The organism is Flavobacterium sp. RSSA_27, from assembly GCF_051547125.1.
In the GTDB taxonomy this organism is placed as follows: Bacteria; Bacteroidota; Bacteroidia; order Flavobacteriales; family Flavobacteriaceae; genus Flavobacterium.
In genome coordinates this window covers 148,749-170,773 of sequence record NZ_JBPTTN010000009.1, presented here as the reverse complement: position 1 = coordinate 170,773, position 22,025 = coordinate 148,749, and the positions used below count along the sequence as shown (strand labels likewise).

Sequence of the window (22,025 nt, the reverse complement as noted above, 5' to 3'; positions counted from 1 at the left end):
TTCCGTGCTATGTGCCGCCTCAACCCTTCAATTATCTAACGCTACTGCTGCTGGAGTTTGGACATCCAACAATACGGGTATTGCTACTGTAGATGGCAATGGGTTAGTCACTGGAGTAAATGCAGGTACAGTAATTATTTCATATACTGTGACCAATGCCAATGGCTGTAGCAACAGTGTTACCAAATCAATCAGCGTTACTGCAAAACCTAGCCAACCCATAATCACTGCTGCTGGCCCAACGGCTTTCTGTACTCCAGGTTCGGTGGTATTGAGTAGTAGTGCACTTTCAGGAAACCAATGGTACAAAGATGGTGTGGCTATTGATGGTGCAACTGCTTCAACTTATACCGCTACAACTACAGGAGTTTATTCGGTAATTAACACTCTTAACAATTGCGCTAGTAACAGTAGTACTACCATTTCGGTAGTAGCTAACCCAAAACCTAATGTTAATCCGATAATTGGTAATGCAACGATTAATGTTGGGACAACAACACAATTATCCAACACAACTGCTGGAGGTGTATGGAATTCTTCAAATCCTACTTTAGCTACTGTAACCTCAACCGGATTAGTAACTGGAATAAATAATGGTGACGTAATAATAACGTACACTGTAACAAACGCATCTGGATGTAGCAATTCCCAATCACTTTTAGTAAAAGTTAATCCTTTTCAACTTGTAGCTATTGATGATGATTTTAGTAACACTCCTATTAATTCTGCAAAAGGAGCTACTTTAAATGTATTATCCAATGATTTGCTTAATGATGCACCTATTTCAATAGCTCAAATTGTGATAACCGTTACAAACACAGATGGATTAAATGACATTGTTGTGGATAATCAAGGTAACGTGATTATTCCAGTAGGATCTCCAGTCGGAAATTACACCCTTAGTTATGCAATTTGTGATAGTAAAAATTCAAATAATTGCACTACAGCACAAATAAAAATTGTGATTAAAGATCCTTGTGATTTTGATGATAGTCCAAGTTCATGTGACATAGTTGTAAATAATGCGATTTCTCCAAATAATGATGGATATAATGATCTTTTCATAATTGAGAAAATTGAAAACTATCCTAATAATAGTGTAGAAATTTTTGATCGATACGGAAAACCTGTTTTTAGAATCGAAGGGTATAATAATACTTCTAATGTATTCAAAGGTATTTCAAATGGTCCTATAACGGTAAATAAAGACGATTATTTAGCTAATGGAACCTATTATTATGTGATAAAATATAATAAACCACTTAGTGGTAACACCAATCAAAAAACAGGTTACTTGTTTCTTTCTAGATAATTAAAGAAAGAAAATTCAAATTTTAAAAAAACCAGATTACCATGAAAACAAGATTTATCTATTCGTTGTTTATATTGCTAACTTTAATTAGTTATGGACAACAAGATGCTCAGTTTACTCAATATATGTACAACACTATCAACATCAATCCAGCATATGCAGGTAGTAGAGGAGCTATGAGTGTTTTTGCAATACATCGAACTCAGTGGGTGGGTTTAGATGGCGCCCCAACAACCAATGCTTTCTCTATGAATACTCCATTGAATAATAGTAATTTGGGGTTGGGAATTTCATTTATAAATGATGAAATTGGTCCAACGTCTGAAAACACCATTTCAGCTGATTTGTCCTACACTATTCCTACTTCAGAAACGTTTAAATTATCTTTTGGTATAAAAGCAACAGCAAACCTATTTAACTTAAATGTAAGCAAACTAAATATCTTGGATCAAGGTGACCCTCAATTTCAAAACTTAAGAAATGTTTTTACTCCAAATGTTGGTGCCGGTATTTACTATCATTCAAATAAAGCTTATCTTGGATTTTCAATCCCTAATTTTATCCAAACCAATCGCTATGATGATAATGAAGTGGCCATTTTTAAAGAAAAAATTAATTATTATTTGATAGGGGGATATGTCTTCGATTTATCCAATGAATTGAAATTCAAACCTGCTTTTCTAACAAAAATAGTTGAAGGTGCTCCCTTACAAGTAGATGTTTCAGCCAATTTTATGTTTATGGATAAAGTAGTAGTTGGTATGGCGTATCGATGGAGCGCAGCTTGGACTGGACTAGTAGGGTTCCAAATTACAGACGGTATGTATGTCGGGTATGGATACGATTTAGAAACGACTAACTTAGAAAATTATAATTCTGGTTCTCACGAAATTTTCCTACGTTATGAATTTTTTAATAACAAAAACAAAATGGTGACCCCACGTTTCTTTTAAAATTCTATTCTTACCTAAATAAGTAATTGATTGTACAAACGATTATCTATCATGAAAACAAAAAGCGCACTATTTTTTCTTTTTTTATGCTATCAATCCATTTTTGCTCAAGACATTCAAGGCTCTTGGGAAGGTAGTCTTTCTATTCAAGGAAGGTCTTTACCTTTGATTTTTAACATTCAAAAAAACGGAGATTCGTACCAAACTAGTTTGGATAGTCCGATGCAAGGCGCTAAGGGGATTCCAGTAAAAGAAACGAAGTACATTAACAACGAATTACAGTTAAACGCACCCGAATTTAATTTAAAATATGACGGTCTGTTTAACGGTGTGGCAATTGAAGGGACTTTTTCCCAAAATGGTGCTTCCTTTCCTTTGGTGCTTACCAAACTAAAAGCAGGTGAAAAAGTGCTGATTCGTCCTCAAGAACCGCAACCTCCTTTTGACTATCCTATCGAAGAAGTAACTTTTGTGAATCCAAAAGATAAAAACACTTTAGCAGGAACGTTGACATTACCCAAAAACAAAAAAAATGCACCAATAGTGGTACTAATAACAGGCTCTGGAAGTCAAGATAGAAATTCATCACTTTATGGACATCAACCTTTTGCTGTGATTGCCCATGATTTTGCCCAAAAAGGCATAGGTGTTTTACGTCTCGATGATCGAGGTGTGGGAGGCTCAAGTAAAGGAAAACCTGAAGATACTTCGGAAAATTTTGCAACAGATATCAGTGCTGCCGTTGATTTTCTTTCATCCAAAGGGTATAAAAATATTGGTCTAATGGGGCATAGCGAAGGTGGGCTTATTGCCCCAATCGTAGCCAATAAAAATAAAAAAGTACAATTTGTTATTTCATTAGCGGGTCCTGGTATACCCATTGACCGAATGATGTTATTGCAAAGCCAATCCATAATGAAAGCCGAAGGAGCAACTGCGGGCCAAATTGCAGCAACATCTGCCTTTAACGAAAGAATTTATGCTTACATTATTAACTATACGGGTCGAAATTTAAAATCTGATTTCCAAGAATATATCAAACAAGAATATAAAAAATTAACCCAAAACCAAGGAGCAACAGTAGCTCAAATCGATGATTTTGCGAGACAACAAGCCCAAGTTATTACCAGTCCTTGGTATGTCTATTTTTTAAAATTCAATCCTGATGCCTATTGGTCCAAATTAAAAATTCCGGTATTGGCACTCAATGGCTCCTTAGATGTTCAAGTAAAATCAGCTGAAAATCTAGCTGGAATACAAGCTTCCCTTGAGAAAAGTGGAAATAAAAAAGGGGTTTTCCGAGAACTCCCTGGCCTTAACCACTTATTTCAAGAGGCCAAAACGGGAACCGTGTCGGAATATGCTTCCCTAACACAAACGATATCCCCACTCGTACTCAATACCGTTAGTGATTGGATCCTTACATTATAATCCACATAAAAATTGAGTTTTCTATATACTAATTATAAAATCAAAGCCCGACAAACTTTTCTTGTCGGGCTTTGATTTTTGGTACATTTTACAATAAGGAAGTCTTGTTGAAAATTGCCCTGCGACTGCGCTCAGGTTGACCTCTTGGAATTTCACCCGATGGCTATCGGGATTGAGATTTCCTTATTAAATAACCATCGTCAACTGAATGCGTTTACGGTCTTCATCGACTTCGACTACTTTTACTTGCACATGCTGGTGGAGTTTGACCACTTCGTTGACATCGCTCACAAAACCGGCTTTGAGTTGGGAAATGTGCACCAAGCCACTTTCTTTGATTCCGATGTCGACAAAGCAACCAAAATTGGTAATGTTGTTCACAATGCCTGGCAAAATCATTCCGGTTTTCAAATCTTTAATGGATTTGACATTTGGGTCGAATTCAAAGATTTTGGCCGATTTTCTTGGGTCCAATCCTGGTTTTTCGAGCTCTTTGAGGATGTCTTTAATACCCAAAATCCCAATTTCGGGCGTCACGTAGTTTTCGGGTTTGATGAGCGCTATTTTTTCTTTGTTGGCAATCAAGTTGTTTACAGAAATTTTTAAATCTTTGGCCATTTTTTCCACTACTGGATAGGCTTCGGGATGCACCGCTGAATTGTCTAACGGATTTTTCCCTTCTTTTATTCTAATGAAAGCGGCTCCTTGTTGGAAGGCTTTTTCGCCCAAACGCGGTACTTTTTTGAGTTGTTTTCTGTCCTCAAATGGACCATTTTCAGAGCGATAGGTGACAATATTTTCGGCTAGTTTTTCTCCAATACCACTCACATAACTCAACAAATGTTTGCTGGCGGTATTGATGTTAATCCCCACCGAATTCACGCAACGAATTACCGTTGCATCCAATTCTTCTTTGAGTTTGGTTTGGTCCACATCGTGTTGGTATTGTCCCACACCAATGGCTTTGGGGTCGATTTTTACCAATTCGGCCAAAGGATCCGACAAACGACGTCCGATGGACACCGAACCACGAACAGTGACATCGTAATTGGGGAATTCTTCACGAGCAATTTTGGAAGCCGAATAGACCGAAGCCCCCGCTTCTGATACGACAAAAACTTGTATAGGCTTATCGAAAGCGATTTTCTTGATGAAGAATTCGGTTTCTCTCGAAGCGGTTCCGTTCCCTATAGAAATGGCGTCAATTTTATAAGAATTAACCATTGAGCGAATTTTTTTTATCGCCATAGTTTCTTCATTTTGAGGGGCGTGCGGATAGATGGTTTCGTTGTACAACAAGTCGCCTTTTTCATCCAAACAAACCACTTTACAACCCGAACGAAATCCGGGATCGATGGCTAAAATTCGTTTTTCGCCCAAAGGAGGAGACAATAACAATTGCCCTAAATTATTCGCAAAAACCTGAATGGAATTGGCATCGGCTTTGGCTTTGGCTTCTTGCAAGGTTTCGTTGGCAATGGCAGGTTGCAGCAATCTTTTATAAGCATCCTCAATAGCCAATTGTACGTGTGAGGTGCTTGGACTTTGACCTTTCAACACCAATTCGTCGATTAGGTCGTAGGCTTCGTCTAGATCAACTTCGACTTTGAATTTGATGAACCCTTCATTTTCGGCACGTAGCATCGCTAAGAGTCGGTGCGAAGGCGCTTTGGTCAACGGTTCAGACCAATCGAAATACTGGTTGAATTTTTGTGCTTCTTGTTCGTCTTTTTTTGTTTTGACTACTTTGGTGGTGATGGTCGCTTTGCGTTCGTACAAACGACGCAGTTGTTTACGAACATAAATATTTTCGTTGATCCATTCGGCAATAATCTCTCGGGCGCCTTGTAAAGCCGCTTCTTCATTGACAATAGCATCGTTCAAGTATTGCGTAGCCAAGAAATCGACATCGTCATTTTTTTGTGCCATTATAATTTTGGCCAAAGGCTCTAGTCCGTTTTCACGAGCCACATCGGCTTTGGTTCTTTTTTTCTTTTTGTACGGCAAATACAAATCCTCCAACTCTTGTAGGTCAAAACTTTGTTGGATTTTTTTATCCAATTCAGGCGTCAAAGCGTTTTGCTCTTCGATGGATTTTACGATGGCTTCTTTTCGTTTCAAGATGGCCTCGTACTCTTTTTGGAGTTTGGCAATTTGTTCGATTTGTGTTTCGTCTAGATTGCCTGTTTTGTCTTTTCGGTAACGCGAAATAAACGGAATGGTACAATCTTCTTGTAATAATTGCACCGTGTTTTGAATATTTATGGCTGGGGTAGCTACCTTTTGGGCGATGAATTGTAGGTTGGTCATTTTTTGAATTTTTCGGACAGCTAAAATAATATCTTTGGAGCGTAAATGTATCGCAATGGATATTTTATTGTATTATTTTTTGATTCTGAACGTCATCGGTTTTCTGTTGACTGTTGTTGATAAACAGCAAGCAAAAAGTCATAAACAAAGAATCTCCGAAACTACACTTTTAACCTTCGTGTTCTTCGGAGGAACTGTTGGTAGTGGATTAGCGATGCTTTTGTTCAGACATAAAACAAGTAAAACTAGTTATCTTTTGAAGTTTTGGTTGATAATGATATTGCAAATTTTGGCCATTTGTTTTGTTTCATCAGACTATAAAATCTAAATAATTCTGTTTATTGATTACTTCAAAACTAGCTTCAGGATAGGCTTTTGCAAAAGCCGTGGGGACTTTCGCTTTTCTATTTTCATTCCATTTGAATTCGTAGCCTCGTAGCTGGCCATTTTCTTCTTCCAACCAATCTAATTCTTGTTGGTCATACGTACGCCAAAAATAATTGGTTACTACTTTTTGAGTATAATTTTGGTGTTTTATACGTTCCGAAGCCAAATAATTTTCCCATAATGCACCAACATCGGTGCGATTGTCTAATCGATTAAAATTGGAAATAATAGCATTGCGAATTCCATTATCATAAAAATACCACCTATTGGATTTGGTAATTTCCTTTCGCAAATTTCTGCTAAAACCAGGTACTTTATAAATAACAAACACCTTGGAAAGTAAATCTAAATAACTTTCTACCGTATTTTTAGAAATACCTAATTGTCTGGCTAATTCTTGCAGTGAAACTTCTTGTCCTACTTGAAAGGCAATCAGTTTTAAAACCTCTAAAATTTTGTTAGAATGTTTGATACCTTCATACACCAAAATATCCTTCAATAAATAGGAATTGAGTATTTCTTTCAAGTAGTTGATTTTGTCGTTCCAATCTGGGTATTGTTCAAGTTCAGGATAGGAGCCAAAAAGCAATCGTTCTTCCAGTTTTTGAGTGGTTTCCTTGAAATTTTCATAGTTGGAAAATTCCATCTGAGCCAGTGGAAATAAGTAAATCGTATTTTTTCTTCCCACCAAAGGTTCTCCTAATTTATTAGACAAATCAAAAACCGATGATCCTGTGGCAATGATTTTAATATCCTCAATAGAATCCACAATTAATTTCAGAATCAAACCAATGTCGGGGATGTTTTGCGCTTCGTCAATAACTAATAATTTCGTGTTTGCTAGAAGTCGACGATAATTGCTTACGGAACGCTCTTTTAACAAATTTGCATCCTGAATATCTTCGCCGTTCAATTGTAAATATTCTTGTTTTGGGAGCTGTGAAAGATAATTTTTGATAAACGCTGTTTTACCTACACGCCTTGCGCCCAATAAAATAAGTACTTTGTTGGGTAATACTCTTTTAGCAAACAATACATCTATGCCTCTTTCTAAAAAATCCATAGCCTGCAAATTTTTAAATTTAGATACAAATATACTCAAAAAATGTAAATTCAGTCAACTAACTGACGGAATTAATGTAAATTCAGTCAGTTAGTTGACTCAATTTACATTAATTAGGTCTATTGAGAAGTGTAGCACTAGTTTATTTGTAGCCAATTATTGAAATGTGTTGCTTGTTTTTTTATATGGAAAAGAGGTTAAGTAACGAAATCAGCTTATGGTTTGGGCTTACTTTCAAAACGTATTTGAAACAAAAAAGGAATATCCCATTTCGGAATATTCCTTTTGATCATTTATTCGTAGTAACTTTTACTGTAATGACTCGAAACCTAATTTTAAGCGTACGCGATCCAAAACGCCATTGGCGATGGTTGCAGCTTTTTCGGCACCTTGTTTCAATAAGGCGTCTACTTCGGTCAGGTTATTGATGTAATAATTGTAACGTTCTCTTTCGGTTTTGAATTTTTCTATAATCAGTTCAAACAAGGCTTGTTTGGCGTGACCATAACCATAATTGCCTCCCAAATAATTGGCTCTCATCTTGGCAATTTGCTCTTCATTGGCTAATAATTTATAGATAGCAAAAGCGTTACAAGTATCAGGATTTTTTGGATCTTCCAACGGAGTACTATCGGTTTCGATGCTCATAATTTGCTTGCGCAACGCTTTGTCATCCAAGAAAATGTTGATCACATTATTGGCTGATTTACTCATTTTTCCGCCATTGGTACCAGGAATCAGCATACTGTCTTCTTGGATTTTGGCTTCGGGTAGTACAAAGGTTTCTCCCATTTGGTGATTGAAACGAGAAGCGACATCACGAGTGATTTCGAGGTGTTGCAACTGGTCTTTTCCTACGGGTACAAATTCGGCATCATACAATAAAATATCGGCTGCCATTAACATTGGATACGAAAACAATCCAGCATTGACATCCTCTAAACGATCGGATTTGTCTTTGAAAGAATGTGCCAAAGTCAAACGTTGAAAAGGGAAAAAACAGCTCAGATACCATGACAATTCTGCCGTTTGAGGTACATCGGATTGGCGATAAAAAATGACTTTATTGACATCGATACCAAAGGCAAGCCATGCTGCTGCGGTACTGTAAGTATTGTTTCTTAAGGTTTCACCATTTTTGATTTGTGTAATCGAATGCAAATCGGCGATAAAAAGGAATGATTCATTTTTTGGATCATTCGATAACGCTATTGCAGGAATAATTGCGCCTAATAAATTGCCTAGATGCGGAGTTCCTGTACTTTGAATTCCGGTTAATATTTTTGCCATTGTTGTTTTTTTCTGAAGCACAAATGTCGCAAAGTTTGCCCGCTTTCCCATCATTTTTGGTTAAAATTTTATGGGTATAGTACTCAAAAGGCTTTGTTTTTTTCTCAGAAAACCTTTTCAAAAGACCAGAATTTAGAGATTTAGTATTTTACACTTCGAAAAAAAATCAATAGGATAGGATTGAATTTGGATTTTTACGGATTTTTTCCCCTTTATTCGACTGTATTTCTATAAATTGCAAACGACAAAAAAAAGAATGAGCTTATGACAGAGATAGACGCAGAAAGAGCCCGATTACTCGAAAGAAAAGACAATAAAGGCTGGAAAAAATGGGGCCCCTATTTAACCGAAAGACAATGGGGAACCGTTAGAGAAGACTATTCTGCCAATGGAGATGCTTGGAATAGCATTACTCACGATATGGCGCGTTCCAAAGCGTATCGATGGGGTGAAGAAGGAATAGGAGGCATTTCAGACAATAAACAACACATTTGTTTTGCTTTGGCATTTTGGAACCATCACGACAAAATTCTTAAGGAACGTTTTTTTGGTCTTACAGGAAACGAGTCCAACCACGGAGAAGATGTCAAAGAAATTTATTATTACCAAGATGCTACGCCAACGCATTCTTACCAAAAAATGCTTTACAAGTATCCACAGGCGGCATTTCCATATGAAAAATTAGTCAAAGAATCTAAAAAGCGCAATCGTCAGCAACCTGAGTATGAACTTTTGGATACGGGCATTTTTGATAAAGACGCGTATTTTGATATTAGCATTGAATATGCCAAAGCCGATCAGCAAGATATTTTGATTCAAATTACTATCGAAAATCAATCGGATGTGGCGGCTCCCATTACGGTTTTACCTACTATTTGGTTCCGAAATACTTGGTGCTGGGGCTATGATAATTACAAGCACAAGCCTTCTTTGGTAGGCAACGGAAAGTCAGTAATCGAAGTCAATCATCGTTTGGTTGGTCATTATACTTTGTATGCAGAAAATGCTGATGAACTGCTTTTTTGTGAAAACGAAACCAATTTTCAGCGCTTATACCATTCGGAAAATTTAACCAAGTATACCAAAGACGGAATCAACGATTATATCATAAATAAGAGAAAAGATGCAGTAAATCCGAATAAAATAGGAACTAAAGCTTCTGCTAAATACGAACAACTCATTCCTGCGAAAGGGAAAAAAGTGATCCGATTGCGTTTTACCAATCAAACGCCAAGAGCACCTTTTGAGGATTTTGATGCTATTTATGCGCAACGTCTTAAGGAAGCCGATTTGTTTTATGATAGTTTGCAAAAAAACATCAAAGAGCAACATTTGAAATCGGTACAACGTCAAGCTTATGCTGGAATGTTGTGGACCAAACAATGGTATTATTACAATGTGTATGAATGGATCAAAGGCGATCCTTCGATGCCTAAACCCGATGCGAATAGAAGTAATGGAAGAAATAGTTCTTGGAAACATTTGTACACTTCCAATATTTTGTCCATGCCCGATAAATGGGAATATCCTTGGTTTGCCGCTTGGGATTTGGCCTTTCATACTTTGCCTTTGGCACGATTGGATCCCGATTTTGCCAAACGTCAATTATCGGTTATTTTGAGAGAATATTATATGCATCCCAACGGGCAAATTCCTGCCTATGAGTGGTCGTTTTCGGATGTGAATCCTCCGGTACACGCTTGGGCAACCTGGAAAGTATATGAAATTGACAAAGAAATGAATGGTGGTAAAGGCGACCGTGTTTTCTTGGAACGCATTTTCCATAAATTATTACTCAATTTCACTTGGTGGGTGAACCTGAAAGACGAAGGTGGAAACAATATTTTTGGAGGCGGATTCCTTGGAATGGATAATATTGGTGTTTTCGACCGTTCGGCAGCTTTACCAACGGGTGGTCATTTAGAACAAGCCGATGGAACGGGTTGGATGGCAATGTATAGCCTGAATATGTTGCGAATTGCTTGCGAAATTGCGATTGAAAATCCGGTGTATCAAGATATGGCTTCTAAGTTTTTTGAACACTTTTTGCATATTGCTGGTGCTATGCAAGCCATTGGTGGAGACAAATTGAATCTTTGGGACGAAGACGATCAGTTTTATTATGATATGTTGCATAAGGAAAATGGCGAAGCCGAATTGCTTAAAGTGCGTTCGATGGTGGGATTGATTCCGCTTTTTGCTGTTGAAGTTTTAACCCCAGAATTATTAGATCAATTACCCGATTTCAAACGTAGGGTAGAATGGGTTATTTCAAACCGACCAGATTTGGCTGCCTTAGTGTCAAGTTGGTACAATCCCGGAAAAGGAGAGAGCAAGTTATTGTCTATTCTTCGTGGACACCGCATGAAGATGATTATGAAACGTATGTTCGATGAATCGGAATTTTTATCGGATTATGGAGTGCGTTCTTTGTCTAAATATCACAAAGAACATCCGTATCGTTTTGTTTTTGATGGCGGAACTGTACAAGTTGATTATACTCCAGCGGAGGCCACAGGCGATATGTTTGGAGGAAATTCGAATTGGCGTGGCCCGATTTGGTTCCCAATGAACTATTTGATTTTGGATTCACTCGAGAAATTCTGCAACTATTATGGAAACGATTATAAAGTAGAGTTTCCAACCAATTCGGGAGTGATGATGAATATTAAAGAGGCCGCTGAAGGAGTTGCCGATCGTTTGCTTGCTTTATTTTTACCCAACAAAGACCAACACATTCCGATGTATGGCCCTTATGAAAAATTTCAAAAAGATCCCAATTTCAATCAAAATCATCTGTTTTTTGAATATTTTGACGGCGATACCGGAAAAGGATTGGGCGCCAACCATCAAACCGGATGGACGGGGTTGATTGCTGAAATTATTCATCATTTACATCAACCTAAAGAATGATGGTTCCTTATTTATCTACAACAAGAAAGGCGTCCGCAACCGAATAGGAGACGGTCACTTTTGTTGTACCCTGAAAATAGCAACAACTGTTTTTGAACAAATAAAAAAACCGCAAATTCGCAAATTACAGACTTAAAAGTAACCTATAATTTGTGAATTTGCGGGAAACATTTTTAGAACCTAAAAAGAAAATGCACTAAAGTACATCGTCTTAATTGAAATTTGGTACCCAAAAAACTTCGATTAGTTACTTTTCATTTCTAAAACAATAATCATAACCGAAATAGCGAAACCTGTAACGGTTGCTATCCCTGTTTGTTTTCCTCCCTCTTTAAACGATTCGGGCATCATAGAATTGGCCAACATGGTCAAGATCGCTCCAGCAGCAAAGGCTTGGATGAATGACAAATGTTCTTTGGAAGTATCGGCAAAAAAAGTGCTTCCAAAAATGGTAATCAATGAAAATAAAATAGCCATACCCAACCATACTAAGAAAATAGTTGAGGCCTTAGTACCTGATTCTTTCATTCCAGTAGAAGCAGCAATAGATTCGGGTAGATTGGAAATAAAAATAGCGGCCAACATTGCCCAACTCAGCCCCTCGCCTTCTGACATTCCTAATCCTAAAACTATAGATTCAGGAACTCCATCAAGCACTATGGCCAAAAGCATGGGGATTAACAACCCAAAGGAATTCGTTGTTCCCTTAGATCTATTTCGAGCATCCATGAATTTGTCTAATAAATAATCACTTCCATAATACACATAAGCACCGGTAAAAAACCCTAGTAAAGGGTACCAAGTCCCAATACCAAGCTTAACCGAATCATAAGTAAGTTCATAAGACACGGCTGAAATTAAAGCACCGGCACCAAAACCCATAATGAGCCCTAATGCTTTTTTACCTATTTTAAACCAAGAAACAAAAAGACCTCCCAATATCAAGGAAGAGGTTGCCATAAAGCCATAGAGAAAAACTTGTAACATAGTCTTAAATTTTAAATGTTTGAAGTAAATTTAACTTATTTTTTACTAAAAACACAAAAATACAGGGGTTTTATTCGCTTTCTCTTGTGTTTAAGGTTACTTTTCAATGGGTTTTGTTTCAAAAAATAAAGAATGATAAGAAAGGTTGTTGGCTTTTTTTGTTGTGTACCACTATCAAAAAACAGTAATCTTATAAATTCTTTACAGCATTTACTTGTACTTGAATTTATTTTATTAAATCTTTTAATCCTAAATAGCATTATCTTTCTACTTAAACTTTTATAATAATAAAATTACTAGCTTTACTAAAACTTTGATTTATATGGTTTCTAAAGAGCTTATCCTGAAGTACACAAAACAGTTTCAATCTCTTAATCGAGCATCAAACAAAATACTAGGGAAAGCACCTCATAAACCTATTTTGTTATTGTCAATTCTACAATTAATCCAAAAAGGCGAAATACAATCCAATAGAATTTATATTACTGGTGAACTAGTAATTGCATTCAAAAACAACTGGAATACATTAGTAACCACTAATCACACCCCAAACTTTTCACTACCTTTTTTTCATCTGAATTCAGAACCTTTTTGGAGATTGGTTTATATCAATGGAGTGATTGACCATAAAGAAAAAATCAGCAGTCTTGGCAAGCTTAAAAACCGAATAGCTTTTGCAGAAATAGATAAGGATTTATTTGAATTGTTTTTAAATCCAACTACTAGAGTTGAAATGGAAAATATGTTGTTAAATTACTATTTCCCAGAAACAGGGGTTAATTTTCAATTTGGGACAATCGTTCAATACGACATAGAAACAACTATCAAAAACCAAATTCTAAACGACACCAAAGAAGAATACCAAACCTTGATGAATCATATTGCAGAAGATTTAACGGAACATGAAATTGAGGAAGAACGATTTATAAGAGGAAGCATCTTTAAACGGGAAGTTCCTAAGATTTATCTAAACCAATGCTGTATTTCTGGAATGAGAATAGAATCAAATACAAACGCTCAAATGATTGATGCTTGTCACATTATACCCTTTAGTATTTCTAATGATGATACGGTTTCAAATGGCATTGCACTTTCACCAAATTTACATAGAGCCTACGATAGAGGATTACTAACTATCAACGAAGATTACATCGTTAGAATTTCACCAGTGATTAGAGAAAATGAAACACCCTTCTCAATATCACAATTTGCGGGACGTAGAATTATATTACCAGAAAACAAAAAAAATTATCCTTCTCCCGAAAATTTAATTTGGCACAAAAAAGAAGTATTTGTTCTATAATTTGTTACCAACTATTTTACCTACGCTAAACCCAAAAGTGTATTCCAGAAAAAAAGCCCGACATTGCTGTCAGGCTTTTAAGCTCCTCATCCGCGGCGGACTCGAACCAAGTCCGAAAAATTTATTCAAAAAAAAAGTCCTTACAAAAATGTAAAGACTTTTTCTATTAAAGCTCCTCCGCCGCGGCGGACTCGAACCAAGTCCGAAAAATTTATTCAAAAAAAAAGTCCTTACAAAAATGTAAAGACTTTTTCTAATAAAGCTCCTCCGCCGCGGCGGACTCGAACCAAGTCCGAAAAATTTATTCAAAAAAAAAGTCCTTACAAAAATGTAAAGACTTTTTCTAATAAAGCTCCCCCTCTTGGGCTCGAACCAAGGACCCTCTGATTAACAGTCAGATGCTCTAACCAACTGAGCTAAGGAGGAAACTGTGTATTATAATGCGTAGTAGGAACGTTTTTGGTGGCTCTGACTGACATTGTTTGTTTGTCAAAGCGGTTGCAAAGATACACCTAATTTCAAGTTTTGCAAACAAAAAATAAATTTTTTTTGATTTTTTTTACCTGCCTACAATCGCTTTGTAAATGTCGTTTCCATTAGCAAATAAAAGCAACGAGATAAGTAAAACAAAACCAACCATTTGAGCATTCTCTAGGAATTTGTCACTTGGTTTTTTGCCGCTAATGATTTCGTACAATAAAAACATGACGTGTCCACCATCTAAGGCTGGAATTGGCAATAAATTCATTACCCCCAACATAATTGACAACAAAGCAGTGATGTTCCAGAATACTTCCCAGCTCCAAGAACTAGGGAAAATATTAAAAATAGCCGCAAATCCACCCACTTGTTTGTACGCCTTGGTTTCTGGATTGAAAATCATTTTCAATTGTTTGCCGTAGCCTAACAATTGGTCTTTCCCTCTTTCAATTCCCACAGGAATCGATTCGAAGAAACCGTATTCTTGTTTGCTGATTTTATAGTAACCTAATTTCTCTAACGATTCTAATCCCAAAGCGCCCACTTGTATGCCCAATTTCGCCTCTTGGTTCACGATTACTTGTACAGGCACTTCTTTTTCGTTTCGAATGACAACGGCTGGAAGGGTTTTGCCTTTGTTGGCTTTTAAGATAGCGGTTACTTGGTCGTAATATTTGGCAGGTTGTCCATTCAAGGAAACCATTACGTCTTTGGGCTGTAATTGTTTATTTAGGGACTCTTCAGGAATAGCGGTAACGGCAAACGGCATACGGATATTCACTAAAGGTCCTTTTTCTAATTTTGACAATTGGTCCACTAAATCAACAGGCATTTGTATGGTTTGAGTAGCGCCATTTCTTTCGATTTGGACTTGTTTCCCCATAATCAATTTCATATTGATTTCGTTGTCGTATTTTTCGATTTTTTCGCCATCAACTGCAAGGATTTTATCTCCCGTTTGGAAACCGATTTTGTTCATCACCGGATTTTCTATCAATAATCCGTCTTTCATATCGGCCATAGCCACAAAAGCATCACCATAAGCAAAAGCCATTCCTATATAGATAATGAAAGCCAAAATGAAGTTTACTGTAACACCACCCAACATAATAATCAAACGTTGCCAAGCGGGTTTGGAGCGGAATTCCCAAGGCTGTGGAGGCAAGGCCATTTGTTCCTTATCCATACTCTCGTCAATCATCCCAGAGATTTTTACATACCCCCCAAGAGGCAACCAACCAATACCGTATTCGGTTTCGCCAATTTTCTTTTTGAGTAATGAAAACTTAAGGTCAAAAAACAAGTAGAATTTTTCTACTCTCGTTTTAAATGCTTTGGCAGGAATAAAATGTCCCAATTCGTGTAGAATAATTAATAAGGACAAACTCAATAAAAATTGAGCAAACTTGATAACGATTTCCATTGTTTACTTTTAGTTCTTAAATAACGCACAAAAGTAGCGTTTCTATTTTAATTTGATGGCGCAATATACTACATACGGTTTTAAAAGTTTGTTAATTTGATCCGCTCCTTGAAATAAACCTCTATGGATTTATAGTCAATAGTTTTGGTTGATAGACTTAAGACTGCACCTTTGAAACATAAAAAAAACCGCAAATTCGCAAATTACAGACTTAAAAGCATCCAATAATTTGTGAATTTGCGGTATACATTTTAAGTGCCTGAAAGGAAATTGCACTAAAGAACATGTTTTTAATTGAATTTTATACCAATAAAAAATTAAGAGGCTTTACTTGGATTTTCAAATTTCATGAAAGCAAATTCTAAAACCGACTGTCAAAATTTGCCCAAAATCAAGACAAAAAGAGACTCGCCCCATAATTCTATGTAAATTTGCCAAAGGAAGTATTTTTTTCAATCTTTCAATCCATCTTCACTATGCAAAAAATTAAAACGGCACTACTCTCCTACGGAATGTCAGGCAAAGTATTTCACGCTCCTTTTCTTGATTTACATCCTGGTTTTGAAATAACGGGAGCTTGGGAACGAAGCAAAAAGCTCATACAAACGGATTTCCCTGAAGTAAAAAGCTACGCCACTTTAGAAGCTTTACTCCAAGACGATTGCGATTTGGTAATTGTGAATACGCCTGTGGGAACGCATTTTGAATACGCCAAACAAGTCTTGCTCGCCGGAAAACACGCCATCGTAGAAAAAGCCTTCACCACCACTGTTGCCGAAGCCCAAGAACTAGCCGCTTTGGCCAATGAAAAAGGACTGCAATTGGCCGTTTTTCAAAACCGAAGATGGGACAGCGACTTCAAAACCGTTCAAAAAGTTCTGCAAGACAACATCCTTGGCGATATTGTAGAAGCCGAGATTCATTTTGACCGATACAATCCTAATTTGAGTCCAAAAGTCCACAAAGAAACCCAAAATGCTGGTGCAGGAATTCTGAAAGATTTAGGGCCTCACATCATCGATCAAGCCTTGTGCTTGTTTGGTTTTCCAGAAGCCGTAAACGCAGACATTCGGATTACTAGATCCCACTCTTTAGTAGACGATTGGATCGATATTACGTTATTTTATCCCGACTTAAGAGTCCGACTCAAAGCTGGTTTTTTTGTGCGCGAACCACATCCATCGTATACCCTTCACGGCAAAAAAGGTTCGTTTTTGAAAGCTCGTGGTGATGTGCAAGAAGACGAATTAAAATTAGGTAAAAAACCCAACACCACAGATTGGGGCACCGAACCCGAACACCTAAAAGGACTGCTTCACACCGAAAGCAACGGAACAATAATCAAAGAATTCGTGCCCACAGAACAAGGCAATTACTATGCTTTTTTTGAAGGAATGTACCAAGCCATTCTCCACGGAAAAAAAGTCCCCGTTTCCGCTACAGAAGGTGTTCAGGTAATGCAAATCATAGAAGCAGCGATTCAAAGTCATCAACAGCAAAGAAGAATTAATTTATAAATGCTTTTGGATAGTTTTTGATGGTTTTTACATTTTAATTGAAAACCTTTTCTAAATTTGATTGTAAAACCTTAAAAATCAATTATTTTGATTTATTTTAATTTTTTAGAGCGACTCAAGAAAAAAGGAAAATACAAAAAAGCGTATAGCGAAGTAAAACAATCCTACCTTAATCGTATTCGTTGGGCGGTAGCATTGTTTTATTTTGGAATGGGACTAACGTTCTCAACTTGGGCGAGTCGCATACCCACCATCAAATCCGATTTGAACCTAACCGAAGGTGAATTAGGCACCATTTTATTTGCCCTTCCACTGGGTCAATTATCAATGATGCTTTTCTCGGCCAAATTTGTGACCCGTTTTGGGAGCAACAAAACACTGCCAGTAGCGCTACTACTTTATACTTTTTGTATGACTAATTTAGGCTTGGCACAAACGGCTTGGCAATTAGCTTTAGGCTTATATCTCATGGGAGTAACCGCCAATTTAACCAATATCTCCGTCAACACTCAAGGCGTTTATACGGAAGGCTTATTCAAACGCAACATTATGCTCTCTTTTCATGGAATGTGGAGTATTGCTGGATTTACAGGAGCCTTAATCGGATTGGTGCTATTAGGACTTACTATTGCAACCTATACTCATTTTGTTAGTATTGGAATTGTCGTGCTTATTCTGGTGGCAACCAATTACACCTTTTTAATCAATGCCAAAGAAAGCCAAGCGCCAACTAAGAAAAAAGCATTTTTCAAAATGGATACAACTTTATTCTGGCTAGGAATCATCGGATTTTGTAGCATGGCCAGCGAAGGTGTTATGTTCGATTGGAGCGGTATATATTTCAAAGATAGTATTCATGTCAAAGGCTCCTTAAGTGTATTAGGCTATACTTCCTTTATGATTATGATGGCAACTGGGCGCTTTTTTGGCGATCGCCTGACCCAAAAATGGGGACGGAAGAAAGTCATGCAAATTAGTGGTTGCATGATTTCCATTGGACTTCTCACTGCGGTAATTTTTCCCTATCTTATACCAGCAACCTTAGCATTTATGGTTGTGGGATTAGGAGTTTCTACCATCATACCCACTATGTTGAGCCTAGCAGGAAAACATCCTACCATTCCCACCAGCGAAGCGCTAACTACTGTTTCTAGTGTCAGTTTTCTTGGTTTTTTAATAGGCCCCCCTTTGATTGGTCATATTGCTGAAGCTTTCGGACTCCAATTTTCTTTCGCTTTCATAGGTGTTTTCGGGTTTATAATCGCCTTTATGGTGTCTAAAATAAAAATTGCTGATTAATATTAAAGGAGCACACGATCCTGCTTTTCCAGACGAGTCGTCCTGTCCGCTATATCTTTTTTTCTAGACTTGACTGGTTTTTGAAACCTGTCAGGTCTAGCAGAATCTGTCCGCAATGTTTGCCAGCAAAGGAATAAGGATGGTACGGAATTTCACTGATTTATATTTGAAAAATCCGTTTAAATCTGCGTCATCCGCGTTCCTTTTTAGTATTGATACAAGAAACGGATAGTCAAGTAAATTAAAAAAAGTTTTTTCTAATGTAAAACTTAATAGTTTTTTTATTACTTTTATGCAACTGACACCTTGTTGGTCAGTATTTTACATAAATTTCATTTGCTAAATACCACTTTATAGCAGTAATGCATTTGAGCCTAAAACTCAAATTTCCAAAAACGTTTTATTAATGAATGGGAGTGTTACACTCCACTCAGCTGTTTTGTTGGAGGTTTCAATCACAAAAACCTCCAATAAAGCAGTTGCTTTTTTAAATAAACGCCTATGATAAAAAAGTTATCTGTTCTTGGTTGCCTATTATTCATTCCAAAAAATTATGCACAAAACACTGCTGGTTTTACCCTCAAAGTAATCGAAGCCCAATCCCAAAAAGCACTGCCCTCAGTGGTAGTTAGTATCCAAAACACTAGCTTTTTACAACTTACCTCCGCTTCTGGTACCGTGCTTTTCGACCAGTTACCGCCCAACGCCTATTATGTACTGCTTCACAGTCAAGGCTACAAAGACCAATTACTAGCCGTTACCGTAGCGCCCAAAACCATCACCGATTTAGGGACTATTCCACTCTCCACAGATCCAATGGCCGAAATACAAAGCGCCACCATCGCCCTATCCGAAGAGCAATTGAATGATGATTTTAATGGTTCGGAAAGTACTGCACCGTTATTACAAGCCTCTCGAGATGTGTTTCAGCAAGCCGCCGCTTTTCAATGGGGACAAACCCGTTTTAGGATTCGAGGACTCGATGCCGAAAATGCCACTTTACTCATAAATGGACTGACATTAAACAAAGTATACGATGGTCGTCCGCAATGGGGCGATTGGGGCGGCATCAACGATGTGCTGCGCAATCAAGAAATCGTCATTGGCACTGCCGCTTTCGAGTACAGTTTCGGCGGACTTTTAGGCGCACAGCAAATCAGCACCAGAGCTTCTAGTTATCGATCGGGTTCCCGAATTTCTTTTGCTGGAACCAATACCACCTACAACTGGCGAGCGATGGCAAACTATGCTTCTGGAGTAAACAAAAAAGGCTGGGCATTCGTAGTTTCGGCTGGGAAACGAATCGGCGAAAATCCGTATTTCGAAGGTACGCATTTTGACGGCAACTCGGCTTTCATCAGCGTCGAAAAACAATTCGGTGAACAACATTCGCTCAACTTTACGGGTATCTATACGCCCAACTCAAGAGCCAAAACCGCACCCAATACCGCCGAAGTTTTTACCCTAATGGGTTCGCGATACAATTCCTATTGGGGTTTTCAAAACGGCAAACAACGAAACGCTAGAATCAAAACTGTAGAAGAACCGCTGCTCCTTCTCAACCATTATTTCAAAATCAACCACAAAACAAACTTACAATCCGGAGTGCTTTATCAGTGGGGGAACATCAGTAATAGCGCTATCGATTTTCAAAATGCCAACAATCCCGACCCGACCTATTATCGCAAAATGCCAAGCTATTACAGTTCGTTGTACGAAAAAGACAATGGCGAATTTTCAGGAGCCTTCATTCCCGATGAAGAGAATGCCGAAAAAAGTCGATTGGCCTTTTTAGAAAATCCACAAATCAATTGGTCGGCACTTTACCAAGCCAATCAACAACCGATTTTAAACTCGAATGGAACCATCATTGGCTACGAACCTTCCAAAAGCAACTACATCCTCTATGAAGACCGAGCCGACGAAACCGTCCTTGCAGCGAATACGCTTTTGAATTCTCAACTTTCAGAAGCTGTTGCCTTAACGGCTGGCGCGAATTTCAAAAGCTCAAAAACACAATACTATCAAAAAGTAATTGACCTTTTGGGCGGCAGCTATTTTGAAGACATCGATGCGTTTTATAACGGCAATCAAGCCCAATCCGATTTGAATCATCCCAACCGACAAGTAGTTGAAGGCGATACCTATGGCTATAACTATTTCATAAGAGCACAAGTAATTCAAGCCTTTACGCAGTTTCAATTCCGATTCCGAAAGCTGCATTTTTACCTTGGACAAGAATTTTCAATGACCAACTATCAGCGTGAAGGTTTGTACAAAAACGGACTCTATGAGAACAATTCTTTGGGCAAAAGCAACACAATCAACTTCGAGAATTTTGGTTTCAAGACAGGAATAACCTATTCTATTTCTGGAAAACAAGCTGTTTTATTTCACGCCGCGCACCTAAGTAGAGCCCCTACCATTCAAAACAGTTTTCCCAATGCCCGTTTGAACAATAGCCTTGTGAACGGTCTTACCAATGAAACCCATAGCAGCATCGAAGCAAGCTATTTGTATCGAACGCCAATCCTAAAAGTAAGAGCGACTGCCTATTATTCTTACCTAAAAAACACCACCGAGAATTCTTTTTTCTACGCCGAAGGTATTTTCGACGACGGAGCGGGTTACACCAATACCGATGCTTTTGTGGGGCAAACGCTTACCCACCTCGACAAGCAAAATTATGGCGCAGAACTAAGTATTGAATATCCCATTAGTGCCACACTCAAAACAACTTTAGCTGCCGCTTACGGACGCTACACTTATGCCAGCAACCCCAACGTTACCATAACGAATGATGCCCAAGCATCACTAGACAACTCAAATCCTGTTTTTGATTTTGGAAAAGCCATCCTCAAAAATTACCATCAAGCTGGCTTACCTCAACAGGCCTATAGTGTGGGATTAGAATATCGCAATCCTCATTATTGGTGGATTGGTACCAATGTAAATTACATTACCGAATCTTATATCTCCGTTTCCCCCATTGCTAGAACAGCTATTTTTTTCAAAAATCCAGCCAACGGTTTTCCTTTTCCTGAAGCCACCGAAGCACGAGCCAAGGAATTACTGCGCCAAGAAAAATTAGACCCTGTCCTTCTGCTCAATCTCACAGGTGGAAAAACGTGGAGAATCAAAGGGAAAACTCTTGGATTGTTTATGAGTGTTACTAATCTATTGGACACCCATTACCAAACAGGTGGTTACGAACAAGCCCGAAACGCCAATTTTCGACAACGCAACCAAGATGTCTCAAGCGGGACACCCAACTTTGGTAACAAATATTTCCAAGGCTATGGCCGCAATTATTTTGTCTCCTTATATCTGAATTTATAATCAACCTCATTAAAATGC

Annotated in this window: 14 protein-coding genes and 1 tRNA gene; 9 read left to right on the top strand and 6 right to left on the bottom strand. The window is 37.8% G+C overall.

Annotated elements, in window-relative coordinates:
* The 3 genes from ACSVH5_RS13275 to ACSVH5_RS13265 form a co-directional block, all read left to right on the top strand.
* Positions 1-1,312 (top strand): gliding motility-associated C-terminal domain-containing protein (locus ACSVH5_RS13275; protein WP_438061890.1); only part of this gene is annotated, 1,312 nt, incomplete at its 5' end.
* Positions 1,313-1,353: 41 nt separating this feature from the next.
* Entirely contained in the window at positions 1,354-2,265 is a 912-nt protein-coding gene (locus tag ACSVH5_RS13270; RefSeq protein ID WP_438061889.1) for a PorP/SprF family type IX secretion system membrane protein, read from the top strand.
* Positions 2,266-2,316: 51 nt separating this feature from the next.
* A complete protein-coding gene (locus ACSVH5_RS13265) occupies positions 2,317-3,696 on the top strand; it encodes an alpha/beta hydrolase family protein (protein ID WP_438061888.1) in 1,380 nt (459 codons plus the stop codon).
* A gap of 186 nt (positions 3,697-3,882) precedes the next feature.
* Here ACSVH5_RS13265 and ACSVH5_RS13260 read toward each other — a convergent pair whose 3' ends face one another.
* A complete protein-coding gene (locus ACSVH5_RS13260; protein ID WP_438061887.1) occupies positions 3,883-6,006 on the bottom strand; it encodes a Tex family protein in 2,124 nt (707 codons plus the stop codon).
* Positions 6,007-6,040: 34 nt separating this feature from the next.
* Between ACSVH5_RS13260 and ACSVH5_RS13255 the strand changes: the two genes are divergently transcribed.
* A complete protein-coding gene (locus ACSVH5_RS13255; RefSeq protein WP_438061886.1) occupies positions 6,041-6,334 on the top strand; it encodes a DUF1294 domain-containing protein in 294 nt (97 codons plus the stop codon).
* Here ACSVH5_RS13255 and ACSVH5_RS13250 read toward each other — a convergent pair.
* Both ACSVH5_RS13250 and trpS read right to left on the bottom strand, forming a co-directional pair.
* Positions 6,317-7,456, bottom strand: coding sequence for an ATP-binding protein (locus tag ACSVH5_RS13250; RefSeq protein WP_438061885.1), 1,140 nt, complete (start codon positions 7,454-7,456; stop codon positions 6,317-6,319). The two genes, ACSVH5_RS13255 and ACSVH5_RS13250, sit on opposite strands and share 18 nt — an antisense overlap.
* A gap of 309 nt (positions 7,457-7,765) precedes the next feature.
* Positions 7,766-8,746 (bottom strand): tryptophan--tRNA ligase, encoded by a 981-nt coding sequence (gene trpS / locus ACSVH5_RS13245; protein WP_438061884.1) that lies wholly within the window; start codon positions 8,744-8,746, stop codon positions 7,766-7,768.
* 264 nt (positions 8,747-9,010) lie between these two features.
* On the opposite strand from trpS, the gene ACSVH5_RS13240 reads away from it, so the two are divergent.
* On the top strand, positions 9,011-11,659 hold the full coding sequence (locus ACSVH5_RS13240) for an MGH1-like glycoside hydrolase domain-containing protein (protein WP_438061883.1): 2,649 nt from the start codon (positions 9,011-9,013) through the stop codon (positions 11,657-11,659).
* A 243-nt stretch (positions 11,660-11,902) separates the two neighbouring features.
* Here ACSVH5_RS13240 and ACSVH5_RS13235 read toward each other — a convergent pair whose 3' ends face one another.
* Positions 11,903-12,646 carry a ZIP family metal transporter gene (locus ACSVH5_RS13235; RefSeq protein WP_438061882.1) on the bottom strand — a complete coding sequence of 248 codons (744 nt, stop codon included), beginning with the start codon at positions 12,644-12,646 and terminating at the stop codon, positions 11,903-11,905.
* A 322-nt stretch (positions 12,647-12,968) separates the two neighbouring features.
* On the opposite strand from ACSVH5_RS13235, the gene ACSVH5_RS13230 reads away from it, so the two are divergent.
* Positions 12,969-13,949 carry an HNH endonuclease gene (locus ACSVH5_RS13230; protein WP_438061881.1) on the top strand — a complete coding sequence of 327 codons (981 nt, stop codon included), beginning with the start codon at positions 12,969-12,971 and terminating at the stop codon, positions 13,947-13,949.
* A 352-nt stretch (positions 13,950-14,301) separates the two neighbouring features.
* Here ACSVH5_RS13230 and ACSVH5_RS13225 read toward each other — a convergent pair.
* Positions 14,302-14,375, bottom strand: a tRNA-Asn gene (locus ACSVH5_RS13225).
* Between the two features lie 133 nt (positions 14,376-14,508).
* Entirely contained in the window at positions 14,509-15,852 is a 1,344-nt protein-coding gene (rseP, locus tag ACSVH5_RS13220; RefSeq protein ID WP_438061880.1) for an RIP metalloprotease RseP, read from the bottom strand.
* 476 nt (positions 15,853-16,328) lie between these two features.
* Between rseP and ACSVH5_RS13215 the strand changes: the two genes are divergently transcribed.
* The 3 genes from ACSVH5_RS13215 (at position 16,329) to ACSVH5_RS13205 (ending at position 22,007) form a co-directional block, all read left to right on the top strand.
* Positions 16,329-17,369 carry a Gfo/Idh/MocA family oxidoreductase gene (locus ACSVH5_RS13215; protein WP_438061879.1) on the top strand — a complete coding sequence of 347 codons (1,041 nt, stop codon included), beginning with the start codon at positions 16,329-16,331 and terminating at the stop codon, positions 17,367-17,369.
* A gap of 87 nt (positions 17,370-17,456) precedes the next feature.
* A complete protein-coding gene (locus ACSVH5_RS13210) occupies positions 17,457-18,668 on the top strand; it encodes an MFS transporter (RefSeq protein ID WP_438061878.1) in 1,212 nt (403 codons plus the stop codon).
* A gap of 501 nt (positions 18,669-19,169) precedes the next feature.
* Positions 19,170-22,007, top strand: a complete 2,838-nt coding sequence (locus tag ACSVH5_RS13205; RefSeq protein WP_438061877.1) for a TonB-dependent receptor — start codon at positions 19,170-19,172, stop codon at positions 22,005-22,007.
* Positions 22,008-22,025 lie beyond the last annotated feature (18 nt).

Bases quoted from the DNA above. Each gene is read 5' to 3' on its own strand.
- ACSVH5_RS13270 (WP_438061889.1), top strand. From the start codon at position 1,354: ATGAAAACAAGATTTATCTATTCGTTGTTTATATTGCTAACTTTAATT.
- ACSVH5_RS13265 (WP_438061888.1), top strand. From the start codon at position 2,317: ATGAAAACAAAAAGCGCACTATTTTTTCTTTTTTTATGCTATCAATCC.
- ACSVH5_RS13260 (WP_438061887.1), bottom strand. From the start codon at position 6,006: ATGACCAACCTACAATTCATCGCCCAAAAGGTAGCTACCCCAGCCATA.
- ACSVH5_RS13250 (WP_438061885.1), bottom strand. From the start codon at position 7,456: ATGGATTTTTTAGAAAGAGGCATAGATGTATTGTTTGCTAAAAGAGTA.
- trpS (WP_438061884.1), bottom strand. From the start codon at position 8,746: ATGGCAAAAATATTAACCGGAATTCAAAGTACAGGAACTCCGCATCTA.
- ACSVH5_RS13240 (WP_438061883.1), top strand. From the start codon at position 9,011: ATGACAGAGATAGACGCAGAAAGAGCCCGATTACTCGAAAGAAAAGAC.
- ACSVH5_RS13235 (WP_438061882.1), bottom strand. From the start codon at position 12,646: ATGTTACAAGTTTTTCTCTATGGCTTTATGGCAACCTCTTCCTTGATA.
- ACSVH5_RS13230 (WP_438061881.1), top strand. From the start codon at position 12,969: ATGGTTTCTAAAGAGCTTATCCTGAAGTACACAAAACAGTTTCAATCT.
- rseP (WP_438061880.1), bottom strand. From the start codon at position 15,852: ATGGAAATCGTTATCAAGTTTGCTCAATTTTTATTGAGTTTGTCCTTA.
- ACSVH5_RS13215 (WP_438061879.1), top strand. From the start codon at position 16,329: ATGCAAAAAATTAAAACGGCACTACTCTCCTACGGAATGTCAGGCAAA.
- ACSVH5_RS13205 (WP_438061877.1), top strand. From the start codon at position 19,170: ATGATAAAAAAGTTATCTGTTCTTGGTTGCCTATTATTCATTCCAAAA.